The sequence below is a fragment of the Taibaiella helva genome, from assembly GCF_003545695.1.
Classification (GTDB): Bacteria; Bacteroidota; Bacteroidia; order Chitinophagales; family Chitinophagaceae; genus Taibaiella; species Taibaiella helva.
Genome location: NZ_QUZZ01000002.1, coordinates 373709 through 387799, shown reverse-complemented (window position 1 = coordinate 387799; position 14091 = coordinate 373709). Strand labels below are relative to the sequence as shown.

Here is a 14091-nt window from a genome sequence, read left to right as displayed (position 1 = left end):
CATCTGGCCTATTGTTATTCTTTTTCATATTGTGCGGCCGCTTCTTTCAGCTGCTCGTCGGTAAGGCTTTCCTTATAACGCTGCCAGGCCGCTGCAGCAATCTCCCGGCGGTTTTTGGCCTCGTCTATCGCTGCACGTTCCGTGGCCAGCTTCACCTGTTTGTCTGCATTTACCTGCAGGCGGTAAAGAATGGATGCGGTGTATAAGCTGCTCTCGCTGTCTTTTTTATTGTCGGATAAACGGCTGAGCAAGGCTACCCCTTTGCTGAAGGCAGCTTCATCCTTAAGCTGCAGCATGTACTCGCTAAATGCGCCCAGGAAGCTGCTGCGCATGCCTTCAAAAAGATGCAGCAGCTTTTGTTCGAAGAAATCATAGTCGGCCGCCAGGCCTTCCTTTGCGATCACGCCGGCAGCCTGGTACAGCAATGCATTCCCCCTCATGGTTTCCGGCTTTAACTGCCGGGCGTATTCCAGCGCCTGCTTATGATTGACCTGGTCAAGCGCATAGAGGCCGCCGGCTGCAACCAGGTAGGAGCTGTCGTCCAGGGCCTGCTGATAGGCCGAAGCATAGCTTTGGTTATCCATTCTGCCCAGCGCGATCAAGGCGCTGGCGCGGGCCCTGCTGTCCTGGTCGAAGGTAGCGATATGGCCAAGCTTCGCGATCCAGGTACCGGAAATTTTTGCATTGACCTCATAATTCCTCAGGTTGATGGCAAGGTTGCGGATATATGCATCTTTATCCTCAAGCGCCGCTTCCAGTACCTGCTGCGCCGTATCGTTGTTCTTCAGCAGGGAACAGGCCATTACCGCCTGGCGTTTGCTGATGCGGTCGTTGCTGTACAAAAACTGGACTTCCCATTGCGGCGCCGTTTTCCTGTCTTCTAGCTCGCCGGGCATCCAATGCCCCGCATCGGGCACCAGCACCGGCCTTTGACCGTTGCGATAAGGATAGCTGAAAGTCTGCTCTTCCTTATCGATAAGCCAATCCGTTTCCGATGCCTGGTTGCCATAGATCAGCTGCGCTTTCAGGGGAAGGATGTATACGCCGGCCGAATCGTTCTGCGCCTGGGCTACCTTTACTTCAAGCAGCTGCCGGGCATCGTCGTAACGATACTGTACAGACAGCTTAGGGTGCCCGCCGCGGTAATACCATTCGTCGAAGAACCAGTTCCAGTCTTTACCGGTCACCTGCTCAAAGGCAAGGCGCAGCTGGCTGACCTCGGCGCTGTACAGGGCATTTTGCGTCAGGTACAGATGCAGCGCATCGAAGAAAGCTTCGTCGCCCGTAAGCTGCCGCAGGTAATGCAGTATAAGCCCGCCCTTGGAATAGGACACACGGTCGAACATCTCTTCGTGCGAGCGGTAGTGATAGCGGACCAGCGGCGAATCTTTGCGGCGGGCCTGGGCCAGGTATTTGAGCTGGCCCTGTATCCAGGCCAGCTGTAATGCGGGCTTGCCCGAACGATGTTCGGCCCAGAGGTACTCGCCGTAATCGGCAAAGGATTCGTTCAGGGTAAGGTTGCTCCAGGATTCGGCGGTCACATAGTCGCCGAACCATTGGTGGAACAGCTCATGCGCGACGATATAATCATTGTTATCGTCGGCGAGCTGTCTTTTATCTTTAAGATTGAAAGCGCCGAAGAGGCTCGCCGAAACATTTTCCATAGCGCCCGAAACATAGTCGTAGGCAACCACCTGGCTGTACTTGTCCCAGGGGAAAGGAACCCTCAGCAGGTTAGCATAAAACTCGATCATTTCGGGTGTGCCGGCGAAAATATCTTTTGCGAAAGCACCGTATTCCTGCGGCACATAATAGCTCACTTCCTTGCCCTTCCAGCTCTTGTCTTTAACGATGGCAAAATTACCTGCGGCCATCATGGCCAGGTAAGGTGGTATGGGCAGCGCCTGCCGCCAGCTGTCCGCGCGCCAGCCACCAGTCTCTTTTACCGACTTTACCAAAAGGCCGTTGCTTAAAGTTTTAAAGCTATCGGGAACATGCATGGTGATATCGAAGGCCGAACGGAAATTGGTCTTGTCGAAAGTAGGGAACCAATGACTGTTGGCTTCCGTTTCGCCTTGCGTCCATATCTGCACCGGCTGGTAAGGTTCTTTACCGTCGGCATTGACGAAGTACAGGCCCCTGTCTTCGCTGATCGCATCGCTGCCGCCTGCTGCGAAAGCATAAGGCATCGCTTCGTACCGGATCTGCAGCTGCAACGTATCCTTGCGGCTGTAGCGTTGCGGCAGCCGTATCTTCAGCTGCAAGGTATCGTAGCTATAGCGAAGCGGCTGACCTGCCAGGCTTACCTCCGCTATTTTCATCGCTTTGGCATCCAGCACAATGCTATCCGTTGCATAGTAGTAAGGATGGAGCGTAAGCACCGCCGTACCGGAAGCGCTGCGCTCTTTGATATGAAAGCGGATATCGATCCCGGTATGGACCAGCTCCCATGCTTTGGTTGCGCTGGCACGATAGATACCCAGGAGGCTGTCGGCCGGGGCTGCTTTATTTTCCAGGGGTGTTGCCGGTGCTGCGGCACGTTTTTTCAAAGCGCTGCAGGAAGCCAGGAAACAACAGAGGCACAGGGCAAAAATACCGGATTTTGTGGGGCTCATACCGCAAATTTGGGGGTTATCGGCAAGACCGGATTACCCCGTGAAGGGGGATTATTCCGCTTACGCCCCTCCATCAATATTGCACGAAGCCTTCGATCTGGTCCAGGATCGCGTTGCGCGTGCGTTCGTGCAGGAATTGCCCCTCAGGGTCCATTTCCTCATTGATACGGGATAAGGGGAGCTTATCGTAATAGACATTCATCTTTAAATAGTGCAGGATATTGGTCATGTGCTCGATACCGCGCAGGTTGCCGCCCCGGCCATCGGCTACACCCGTCAGCAGCGCTTTTTTATGCCACCAGCATTTTTTTATATCCGTGCTATCCAGCAAGGCTTTCAACACACCGGGGAAACTACCATTATACTCGGGCATGATCATGATGAACTTTTCGGTCGGGATCAGCAGCTCATGCTCCAGCTGCTTCACTTCCTCGTTGCGGGTAAATACATTTCTGCCTTCGAGCGACACCAGGTGCACCGCTTCGCCTTTTTCCCGCAAGCGGTGAAAATAATGCGTGGCTACCTGTATTGTGCGGCTATCTTTCCTGTTGGTCCCGGATATGATCGTAATCATCTGATATTGGTAAATAAAGCAGCGGTAAAGGTACAGCAAAGGATGTGCTCTGCAACGGATATTTACCTATAGCCTTATCAGGCGTTTTCTACACAGCAATAAGCGCCCTCTTAACATTTAGGGTGATCGGAAATTCACCCTGGGCCATTAAAAGGAATCTACTACTTTGCGATATAAGCTCATAAATAAGGATACCCTAAAATATACTGCTATGAATATAAGCTTTATCCCAAAAGCATTAATAACGCTCTTGTTTTGCAGCTTCATGCTGACAGCCAGCGCCCAGACCTGGCAACGCCTTACGGCAGCTTCTCCGGATCCATCTGCACAAGGCAGCTTTGCTTCGTATTATACCGATCGGTTGGCGCTCCATTCCTTATTGAGCCGGATACCTCGGGAAAACAACGCGCTAAAACCTGCTGCCGTGCGCCTGGTATTGCCGGCTCCTGACGGCCATATGACGGAATTTTTCCTGGAAGAGACACAGCTGTTACATCAAACTGATGGCGCCCCCAAAGTGCCGGTCCATACCTACAGCGGCTACAGCAAGGATAAAAGCGAGCTGATCCACCTCAGCGCTTATAAAGACAAGGTCTACGGGATTGTGCTACGTGGTGGCTATACCTGGTATATCAGTACCCCGGATGGTGTACCGGGTGAGGAACACCTCGCGACGATCGATGTTTTCGATGATGCCGGGCGGCCCGATGCGCAGGCGCCATTAGCCGTATGCAGCATGGGAGACGACATCACCCGGCAGCTCACGGAAGAAGCTATCGGCCAGAAACCGACTTTAACGCCCTCTACAGGATATTCCCTGCGTATATACCGCCTTGCTGTCGCCTGTACCGGAGAATATACCAATGCCAGCGGCAGCCAGGCCAATGCGATTGCCAATCTTACGGCGTTGATCAATAATGTGAATGCCATATACGAGAGAGATATGGGCATACGGTTTACCATGGTGACGAACAATAACCTGATCTATACCGATCCCACCACCGACCCGTTCGATCCTACCCAGGGGTCCTGCGGCCAGCTGGATGCTTCTCATACCAGCTTCAGCAATAACCTGAGCAGCACCGACTACGACCTGGGCATTACAATATTCTATAACAATTTCGGGGGGTGCGCCATTGTAAGAGGAGCCTGCTGGAATAATAATAAAGGGAAAGCTACTGCGGGATTTAATTCGCTCAATCCTACCTCGTACTTGTTGCGGGCAGCCAGCCACGAGATATGTCACCAGCTAAGCGGTGGCCATACCCATAATTCCAATGCCGCAAACTGTTCCTTTGGACCCAACTCGGCCTGGGAGCCCGGCGGCGGTTCGACAATAATGGCCTATTCGGGTTGCCCCCCTGCCTTTACTTCTTATAACACCACCAATTATTTTCACGGGGGCTCCATAGGGCAGATGAAGGCTTTTACCAACAGCACCGCGGGCAGCTGTTATACCACCGGGGCTGTCAATACTACCCCGGCGATCACTACGCCTTCTGATGATACTTTCTTTATTCCCATATCTACACCTTACCGGCTATATGCCGATGCGACCGACGCCGAAGACAACAACCTGCTTTATTCCTTTGAGCAGATGGACCTGGGTACCGGCGACTCGGTGCTGGCTACCCCGGCCACAGCTACCGGCCCTATAGTACGCTCCTTTCAGCCCGCCAGCCGGCCTTATCGATATATCCCCGGTATGGATAGCTTGCGTGCCAATATATATCCGGCATTTGAAGTGCTGTCTTCCGTTCCGAGGCTGCTCACGTTCTGGGCTACCGTGCGCGACAATCATCCCGGCGTCGGCGGCACCAGTGTCGATACCCTCCTGATCAGGACCACCGGAACAGCTCCTTTCCAGGTCAGCAGCCAGAATACTCCGCTTACCTTATTCGGCGGCTCGGCCGCTACCGTAACCTGGGATGTTGCGGCCACCAACCAGGCGCCGGTAAATACACAAAGTGTAAAAATATTGTTTGCTGCAGATGGTCTCAGCTACGACCATATCTTACAGGATTCCGTTCCCAACAATGGCTCGGCTGCTATAACCGTTCCTAATATCAACACACAAAACGGCAGGATCATGGTAGCAGCACGGGGAAATATCTTTTTCGATATCAATAATGCCGGTATCACTATTCAACCCATCTGTTCTACAGCGCAACAATCAGGGATATGGCCCGCCGATCCGGTCAACGCATTGCAAGGTGACGCCGCGCTGCAATTGGACCTGCTCCCCATATATGGTCAGGGCGTGGATACCTTCGCCGGGGAAATAACAGCTACTGACCCGACCGGTGTCCTCGGGTTCCGCAACAGCCCTACCGATTCGACCTGCAGGACAGGTACCGGGTATAACGGCAGGTATGACCTGTACCGCTTCCGGGTGGCGCAGCCAGGTACCTATACTATCGGAAGAACATTGTACACGTTACCAGCCAACCCTTATATGACGATTTATGGCCAGGGTGGCCTGATAGCCACTGATGCCGGCGCCTGCAATAACTACGCCTACGGCAGCACTACCTATTTTACCAGCCCAACCAGCAGTAGCACTTCTACCAGCAGTAGCTTTACTTTTACCGGTAAACGCGACAGTGTCTATACGCTTGCTGTAATGAGAAGAGGTACGAACAACCTGGGCACCTATAGGGTCAACATCAGCGGCCCGGCACAAGTCTATCCGGAGCTACAAACCCCGCCCGGTAATTACGCCTTCCTGGTGATCAACAATGCAGGAACTATTATTGATATCAGCACCACATCGCCCAACCTGCAAAGCCGGGGGCCGGGAAGCTATACAGTTTACGGTGTTTCCTACAGCCCTTCGCTTAACCTGAACACTTATCTCAATCAGCCATTCGCCAACCTGGCCAATGCCAGCTTCGGCCCCAATGAATGCGTAGCTATCAGCACCAATAAGGTACAAGTGAATATCAGCCCCAACAACCCTTTACCTAATGATGCTATCCGGCTAACGGCGCATCAGGAGCAACAGGCAGCCCGGCTTGACTGGCAAACAGGGGGCACAGCGGGTATCGCAGGCTTCCAGCTGGAGCAAAGCAGCGACGGACGCCGCTTCAGCCTGTTTAAGACCCTTAGCAAAGACGCGGCAAAACAACAGGAAGGCCGATACAGCTACCGGCATACAGGCGTGATACCCGGCAACAACTACTACCGTGTAAAAGCGAACGGGATCGATGGCGATTCCCGGTACAGCAATATCGCGGTCCTGAACTTCAGCGGCCAGCCTGGTCTTACGATCGTTCCCAACCCGGCCACAAACCAGGTAAGTATACAGGTCAGGGGTTATACACTGCCGCTGCATGTCCGGCTGACCGATATGAGCGGCCGGATGCTGCAGCAGCACCTTATCGACCACGACGGCTATACCTTCAGCGTTGCCGGCCTGGCGCCGGGCCTGTACCTGCTCAGCGGCAAAGGCTTCGCGGTGAAGCTCAGCAAACGATAAGCGCTATTCTTTTTACACAGAAAAAGGCTGGCTCCGTAATTTTTTTTGGAGCCAGCCTCTTCTTTTATTATCCGGAAATTATTTATTGGGCATACCTGCAATATCCGTACGGTTCGATTCTCTCAGGCCGTCATGATCAGAAATGGCCCACACCGCGCTTTGCACCTCGCCGCCTTCGCCATCAGGCACGGCCTTGTTGCGCAACAGCTCGATCAGCTCGTTCATGGATGCCGAGTTGGTTACCGGCCCCAGCTTGAAGTAATCGCCGCTGGGATGCTTGGAAGCGTTGATGCAGTAGGCCTGGATGAGCACCACTACCGTATCGTGCGCGGGCAGGGTAATGCTATTGGTCTCGGCGCAGATGCCGTTCTGGTATTCGGGGTCAAAACATTCAAAGGTAAGTCCGCCCGGAATTTGCCATACCACCTGGGGGCCGCTGTTGTAGAGCACCAGGTGCACGTCAACATAGCTGCCGTGGCCCCTGGTCGCAAACACGGTATCTTCAGTAGGATTATCGCCGAAAAGCGTATCATTGACCAGGCTTACACCTGAAGGAAAGGCATAGGGCGTACCTTGCAGCGTGCCGCCGAATTCGCCCATACCGGGGATGTGCCCGGGCGAATCGGTTGTCGGGGCGGGGCCGGGATCAGGGCCGGGATTATCGTCTTTGCCACAGGAGGCGACCAGGACAATAAAGGCAGGCAGCAGACCGGCGAGGAACAGCTGTTTCCAAGAAAAGCGGGAAGTACGTTTTGTTTTCATATTCAATATCGGTTTGTTTCAAAACTGCGGGCAAAAGTACTTTGCTACCAGTGCAGAAGTGGTACCGGGAAACCGGTATTGTGAAAAGTATAACAGACTTTCCGTTGTTGCTGCAAAGACGGTAAGGGTTGAAAGAATATCCTGGTGAATACCGCTTGTATAAAGGATTTCACAACCGGGAGAAGGCAGTCTTGATCATATCCGGGCAGCAGGAAAGCTTTTGGGGCCAGGCACAGCCCTATCCTTAATTCTTATTTTTGAGGCAGAAACAAAATAGCATACCCATGAAACAAGCATTGCTGCTTCTGCTCGCGATCGCGCTGCTGCAACAGCCCGCCCGTGCGCAGGAAACAAAGAAGGCCAAAACAGAGAAAAAGGAAAGCCGCGAAGAGACAAAAGAACGGCACAAAAAATTCTGGAAAAAGGTAGGCACGGACCAGCGGGACTTCTGGAAAAATGAGCATGAGAAGCATGTAGCCAAACAGGAAGCCCGGAAGGCAAAGAAAACAAAGGAAAAAGAGGAAAAAGCCAGGGAAAAATAAAAGTATTTTCCCGGTCTTTATGCCGCGATAAAGACTGGTACGCCGGCTTTTAATTATATTTGCCGTTCTGCACAACCGATTTAACCGTTTACTCCGATGAAGCTCGATTTGATCAAAGAAAAGATCATTGCCGGCCTGAAAGACAGCTATGTCCAGGAAGCGGATGGCGATCTGTTTTTTCTATTCGGCGCCGACAACCGTTTTCCCTTCGCTACCGTTGTGACTTCGGACAACGAGTTTGACCATATCTCGCTGCTTAGCAGGGAAGGCGTTTTCCGGCTCAATGCCGGCATAGGCAAAGACAGCTTCAAAGCGTTATTCGGTCATCTTCCCTCCCGTCCCGGCATTGGCGGCTTTGTAGACAGCGGTCCCGATTTTGCCGCTCTGGACACACTGATGCCGCACCCGATGTACGGGAATATGTACTGGATTTCTGTGCTCAATCCCACCAACGCAACATTTGAACAGTTCTGGCCTTACCTGGAAGAGGCTTACAGCCTGGCCGTACAAAAAGACAGGAACATATCCAAAGCGGGGACCGGAGAATAGCCCTCGGGGAAAGCAGCACCGCTGGAACAGCCGCTATGGCCGGGATATTAAAAATGATCTGTCCCGAATGGCTTTATTTCAATAAACCCACCTACCTTTGCGCAAATTTTGCGGCTCAGGCTGCCTTACCAATTCCGATTTGCTTCATGCGAAAGTCCTGGTGGAAAATTCTCTGTGTGGCGTTGCTGATCTATACGATTATCGGCGGCCTTCTGTTCCCCGTTCCTGCCCTCGCCCTTATCCACGAAAGTATCCGCAATCTTTATTTTCACGTACCCATGTGGTTTGGCATGATGACCTTGTTCACCATCAGCCTGGTATATTCCATCCGCTATTTACGCAACGGCAACCTTAAGGAGGACATCTGTGCAGTGCAATATACTAATATCGGCCTGGTGTTTGGCGCGCTGGGACTGGTCACCGGTATGGAATGGGCCAATTATACCTGGGGCGAACCCTGGAGCAACGATCCCAAACAGCTGGGTGCAGCGCTCAGCATGCTTTCCTACTTTGCCTACCTGGCGCTGCGCGGCGCGATAAGCGATTACGACAAGCGGGCCAAGATCAGCGCGGTGTACAATATTTTTGCCTTCGCCCTTATGATCCCCTTTATCTGGATCCTGCCCAGCCTGGCCGATTCGCTGCATCCCGGCAGCGGCGGCAATGCCGGCTTCAATACCTACGATCTCGACAACCGTATGCGTATGGTATTTTACCCGGCTGTGATCGGGTGGATACTGCTGGGCGTATGGATGACGACATTGACCATACGATTGAAACTCTTAGAAAAAAAGGATATACTCAATGAAGATCTTTCGCAGCATTTCGGCCCTGATCAACAGTAAGCGTCTACTCACCCTGTTGTTCCTGCTCCCGGTTTTCTGCCATGCGCAGGAGCGCCCGGAGATGGCCGATACTTTCCGTTCCGAAGGCAAAATTTATGTTGTTCTATTGGTTATTTGCACTATTTTTGCCGGCATTATTTTATTTCTGGTGTTTTTGGAGCGAAAAATCAAGAAACTGGAACGCAATCAAAATAACAACAAGCATTAGTTGATCAAGACTAAGTAATTCATCACTTATTTTAAATTTTATGGCTTCTACGGCAACAGTAACTACTACTTCAGGTCACACTGAATACAGCTTTTTCCAGGGCGTTGAGCGCAACTTCGACAAGGCTGCGAAATTTACCCGTTTTGAAAAAGGTATTCTCGAGCAAATCAAAGCCTGTAACTCCATTCTCCAGATCAAATTCCCGGTACGCATCGGCGACGGTGTAGAGGTAATTGAAGCGTACCGTGTGCAGCACTCCCACCACAAGCTGCCCTGTAAAGGTGGTATCCGTTTCAGTATGGATGTAAACCAGGACGAAGTAATGGCCCTGGCTGCCCTGATGACCTACAAGTGCGCTATGGTGAATGTTCCCTTTGGTGGTGGTAAAGGCGGCATCAAGATCGATCCTAAAAAGTACACACCCTTCGAGCTGGAGAAGATCACCCGTCGTTATACCTCTGAGCTGGCCAAAAAGAACTTTATCGGACCCGGCATCGACGTACCGGCCCCCGACTACGGTACCGGCGCCCGTGAAATGAGCTGGATCGTAGATACCTATGCTTCTCTTAATCCCGGCGAGCTGAATGCCCAGGCATGCGTAACCGGTAAACCCATCGCGCAAGGCGGCGTACGCGGCCGTACAGAAGCTACCGGCCTCGGTGTTTACTACGGTATCCGCGAGCTGTGTAATGTTGCCGAAGACATGAAGAACCTGGGCCTGACCACTGGTTTGGCCGGTAAAAAAATCGTTGTACAAGGTCTTGGTAACGTAGGTTATCACGCTGCCAAATATTTCCAGGAAAGCGGTGCGATCCTGGTTGGCCTGGCTGAATACGAAGGCGCTATTTCCAACCCCAACGGACTGGATCTGGAAAAAGTAGTTGCCCACCGTAAAGAAACCGGCTCTATCCTTAACTTCCCCGGAGCAGAGAATATCCCCGTAAGCGCCCATGCCCTGGAGCTGGATTGCGATATCCTGATCCCTGCAGCGCTGGAAAGCGTGATCCATGGCGGCAACGCAGCCAACATTAAGGCCAAGATCGTGGGTGAAGCCGCCAATGGCCCGCTGACTCCTGATGCAGACGTTATCCTGAACCAGAAAGGTGTAGTTGTGGTGCCCGACATGTATCTCAATGCCGGTGGCGTAACCGTATCTTACTTCGAGTGGCTGAAAAACCTGAGCCACGTACGCTACGGCCGCCTGGAAAAGCGTTTCAGCGAAAACCAGTTCGGCGAGATCCTGAAAACCATGGAAAGCATGACCGGCAAGCGCGCCAACGAGATCGAGCGTAAGGTGCTGCTGCATGGCCCCGATGAAGTGGACCTGGTGTACTCCGGCCTGGAAGATACAATGATCACCTCTTATCATGAAATCCGCGAAGCCTTCAAATCCCATTCCGGCGTTGAAGACCTGCGTACTGCCGCCTTCATCTGCTCCATCAATAAGATCGGTGTGGCTTACGAAGAGCTGGGTATTTTCCCTTAATCGTAATACGGATCGTATTTTATATTGCCAACAGGGCTGCCTTTTTCGGTGGCCCTGTTGTTTTTTTTACGGCTTGACATTTCCTTATTTAAATATGCTGTAATCCGCGCCGGTCATAGCATATGGGGCTCCCGGTATGCCGGTACTTTTGCCCACATTTTAATGCCTGACCCTATCCCCCGTGTTTACTTTTCCGTCTATTGTTTATACAAGAATGACGGAAGCCGCACTCATACCCACACATAATTTTCCGCAGCAGCAGGAAGAGGAGATAATGTTCCAATACATTGCATTGGACCGCAGCTCTCAATACGATCCTTCGCTGCCACATCGGCACAGCTACTACGAGATCTTCCTTTTCGACAAAGGTGGCGGTACACACGAGATCGACTTCGATACCTATCCTATCCCTGACCACAGCATCCATTTTGTATTGCCCGGCCAGGTGCATAAGGTGAACCGGGAGCCGGGAAGCTTTGGTTCCATTCTGCTGTTTTCCTCCGACTTCTATTATCTGGGCGATCCGGCCAATGCCGCCCCACCCGACCGGCTGCTGCATATGCACAGCAACGGAGCTCCCGTTCTGACACTGACAGCGGAACAATTTGCCGAACTGCAGCAGCTCTCCTACGCCATGAGCAAGGAAGGCGCTGCCGGCACCCGCATTCATATGGATATCGTACGCAGCTACCTGCATATTCTGCTGCTGAAATGCGGACAATTTGCCCAAACAGCGGATCAGCCCCATGTAAGGGCCGAGTCTATGCTGTTCACCAGACTGAAGCAGGCGCTGGAAGCCCACTACCGGGAGCAGCATCTTCCCTCCTACTATGCCACGCATTTGCTGGTGTCGGTAAAGAAGCTGAATGAGCTTTGCCGGCAGCACAGCGGTCTGACGCTTAATGGCCTGATCAAAGAACGCCTGATTATAGAAGCCAAGCGCCTGCTGCTCCACTCGGGCTATATCATCAAAGAGATCAGCTATCACCTGGGCTTTGAAGACCCTGCTTATTTCAACCGTTTCTTCCGCAAGCATACCGGCTTTTCTGCCGGTAATTTCCGCCGGCAGGTGCAACAAGACTAACGCTTTATTTGCAATGGCAGGTATCCGGCTGCCAGACAGTTGCGCCGGCATCTGTTGTGCAATATTTAACAACTGAAATCCCGCCTTTAGGGAATGCTATCTCCGTACAATTCTGCTATTGCAATTAGTATATATCAATGATTTTCAAAATAAAATAAACAGGAAAACATAACATTTAATGCGCACTACCGGAAAGCAGGTAGAAAAAAACCACTCCTAAACGGTATGGCCTGCCTTGTATCCTGGCACTACTTTTGTTCCCGAAGAACAAACCCTATTTCTTTATTTTCACTCACTACTTTTTTTATGAAAAAAACGCTTTTACACCTGGGTATCCTAGCTGCCTGCGCGCTGACCCTGGGCTCCTGCTCAAAAGACGACAATCCCGTGGTGCCCTCGGCAAACAAGAACATTAAATTCACCTTTTCGACACCGGGCGTAAAGGATGCGGAAGGGGATGTCGTCCATTTTACGGTGGTCGGCTCTAACAGCACCCTTAACGCTACGCTCTGGAAAGTCAATGGCCAGGTACGGAGCAACGAACAAGGCTTTCTTATTTCCGAAGCAGAGCTGGAAGCCGGCGGTACCTTTGTCGTGGAATCCGTAACGCCCTTATTCAACGCCAGTATGTCGATCAGCGCTCAGAATTTCGGCGCTACCAGCTACACCCTGAAATACAAAGCAGAGGTAAACGGCACCGTGCAGAACGACATTACCGAGAATATTGTCAGCTCAAACGCCTTTATCAAGGATTTCAGCTATTAAATTTTTGCCCCTTATACGTTAACAGGAACGCCCGGGATGCCCGGGCGTTTTTTTATTGAGTGGCTTATCTTGTTCTGACAGTGTCGCGCCGGAGCCTTATTGCCGAAAGAAAATTTCGGTTGCACCATAACCGTAACGCGGATTCCAGTCGTGTTGGTAGAAATCGACAGCCCATGTCTCGCGCAGGATCCGATGGATCTCTTCCTTCAGCCTGCCTTTGCCTACACCGTGGATCACTACCAGCGATTGCTGGTGATTTCCGATGGCTTCATCGAGCGCATCGCTGAAGGCTTCCAGCTGTATCGTGAGCATTTCGAAATTGCTTAATCCCCTGATATCCGCCACCAGCGCTTCAATATGAAGATCGATCTCTGTACGGGGCTTTTCTTTTTTCACCGTCTTCAACGCCGTAACAATGCTGCCTACAGATTCTTTGAGCTGCAGCTGCGACTCAAGGGGCGTCGGCAGCGGGAAGTCTTCGGCCAGCTGGATATGGAACATGGGCTTGTTCTCCTGCTGGATGTGGCTGATATACTCAAATAATTTTTTGGGCTTGATGCGCAGGGTATTGCTCAGGCTGGCAGCGCGATCGCGTGCCTGCTGCTGCTCAAGTATCCAGGAAAAACGGGGCTGCTCCTGCATGGCGGTGAAAGGAATGTCGTGCAGGTAAAAATGAGAAAAGGGTCTCAGCTCGGTCTTATGCCTGAAAAAAGCACCGCCCTGACCCTGGCATTCGTATTGCAGGGTAAGCAGGTGCGGCGTCTGGTTGATAAAATAGGTCTTCAGCTTATCGACCACATCCTCATACTCATCGAAGCGGAACACCGGCAAAAAGGAAAGATGGAAGCCGGAGGCTACGCCATGCCCGATGCCCCGCACCTGCGGTTCTACCGGCACCTCATCGATACGGCGGATGGCCGCGGGCCGGCCCTTCTTTTTATCGGTAAACCATTTCAGGTAGGGATGATCTACCTCATCAAGAAAAACGGGAAAATGAGTGCCGCCCACTTCCACCTCGATCATCTCCTTATTCACAAAATCTACCACCCTGCCTTCTTCGCCGGTCCGCTTCAGCAAGACGATATCGCCGATCGAGAATTTCATCTTTTAAATGGTTTATTCAGATAAGATAGTTAATGGACAGGGCTGCTCCGGAACCGCTGCAGGACAGGGGCGGCGCAAG

General features: G+C 52.1%; 12 protein-coding genes. 8 read left to right on the top strand and 4 right to left on the bottom strand.

The window, feature by feature from the left end; genetic code table 11:
* Positions 1 to 14: 14 nt before the first annotated feature.
* A complete protein-coding gene (locus DZC79_RS04450; RefSeq protein WP_118950350.1) occupies positions 15 to 2615 on the bottom strand; it encodes a M1 family metallopeptidase in 2601 nt (866 codons plus the stop codon).
* A 73-nt stretch (positions 2616 to 2688) separates the two neighbouring features.
* Positions 2689 to 3189, bottom strand: coding sequence for an NADPH-dependent FMN reductase (locus DZC79_RS04445; protein WP_157976918.1), 501 nt, complete (start codon positions 3187 to 3189; stop codon positions 2689 to 2691).
* Between the two features lie 211 nt (positions 3190 to 3400).
* On the opposite strand from DZC79_RS04445, the gene DZC79_RS04440 reads away from it, so the two are divergent.
* Entirely contained in the window at positions 3401 to 6667 is a 3267-nt protein-coding gene (locus DZC79_RS04440; RefSeq protein ID WP_118950348.1) for a zinc-dependent metalloprotease, read from the top strand.
* Between the two features lie 78 nt (positions 6668 to 6745).
* Here the strand turns inward: DZC79_RS04440 and DZC79_RS04435 are convergent, their stop codons facing one another.
* On the bottom strand, positions 6746 to 7429 hold the full coding sequence (locus DZC79_RS04435) for a hypothetical protein (RefSeq protein WP_118950347.1): 684 nt from the start codon (positions 7427 to 7429) through the stop codon (positions 6746 to 6748).
* A gap of 284 nt (positions 7430 to 7713) precedes the next feature.
* Here DZC79_RS04435 and DZC79_RS04430 point away from each other — a divergent pair, with 284 nt between their 5' ends.
* From DZC79_RS04430 to DZC79_RS04400, 7 genes are all read left to right on the top strand, one after another.
* Complete coding sequence (locus tag DZC79_RS04430; protein ID WP_118950346.1) at positions 7714 to 7971, top strand: hypothetical protein; 258 nt, start codon at positions 7714 to 7716, stop codon at positions 7969 to 7971.
* 96 nt (positions 7972 to 8067) lie between these two features.
* The gene (locus tag DZC79_RS04425; RefSeq protein WP_118950345.1) at positions 8068 to 8520 is read left to right on the top strand and encodes a DUF6194 family protein; all 453 of its coding nucleotides are present in this window, start codon (positions 8068 to 8070) and stop codon (positions 8518 to 8520) included.
* Between the two features lie 146 nt (positions 8521 to 8666).
* On the top strand, positions 8667 to 9365 hold the full coding sequence (gene ccsA / locus DZC79_RS04420) for a cytochrome c biogenesis protein CcsA (protein WP_118950344.1): 699 nt from the start codon (positions 8667 to 8669) through the stop codon (positions 9363 to 9365).
* Positions 9325 to 9573, top strand: a complete 249-nt coding sequence (locus DZC79_RS04415; protein ID WP_157976917.1) for a CcmD family protein — start codon at positions 9325 to 9327, stop codon at positions 9571 to 9573. Before ccsA ends, DZC79_RS04415 begins: the two co-directional genes overlap by 41 nt.
* A 40-nt stretch (positions 9574 to 9613) precedes the next feature.
* Complete coding sequence (locus DZC79_RS04410; protein WP_118950342.1) at positions 9614 to 11059, top strand: Glu/Leu/Phe/Val family dehydrogenase; 1446 nt, start codon at positions 9614 to 9616, stop codon at positions 11057 to 11059.
* Positions 11060 to 11273: 214 nt separating this feature from the next.
* The gene (locus tag DZC79_RS04405; protein ID WP_118950341.1) at positions 11274 to 12143 is read left to right on the top strand and encodes a helix-turn-helix domain-containing protein; all 870 of its coding nucleotides are present in this window, start codon (positions 11274 to 11276) and stop codon (positions 12141 to 12143) included.
* A gap of 306 nt (positions 12144 to 12449) precedes the next feature.
* On the top strand, positions 12450 to 12908 hold the full coding sequence (locus DZC79_RS04400; protein ID WP_118950340.1) for a hypothetical protein: 459 nt from the start codon (positions 12450 to 12452) through the stop codon (positions 12906 to 12908).
* Positions 12909 to 13004: 96 nt separating this feature from the next.
* Here DZC79_RS04400 and DZC79_RS04395 read toward each other — a convergent pair whose 3' ends face one another.
* Positions 13005 to 14012, bottom strand: a complete 1008-nt coding sequence (locus DZC79_RS04395; RefSeq protein ID WP_118950339.1) for a Smr/MutS family protein — start codon at positions 14010 to 14012, stop codon at positions 13005 to 13007.
* Positions 14013 to 14091 lie beyond the last annotated feature (79 nt).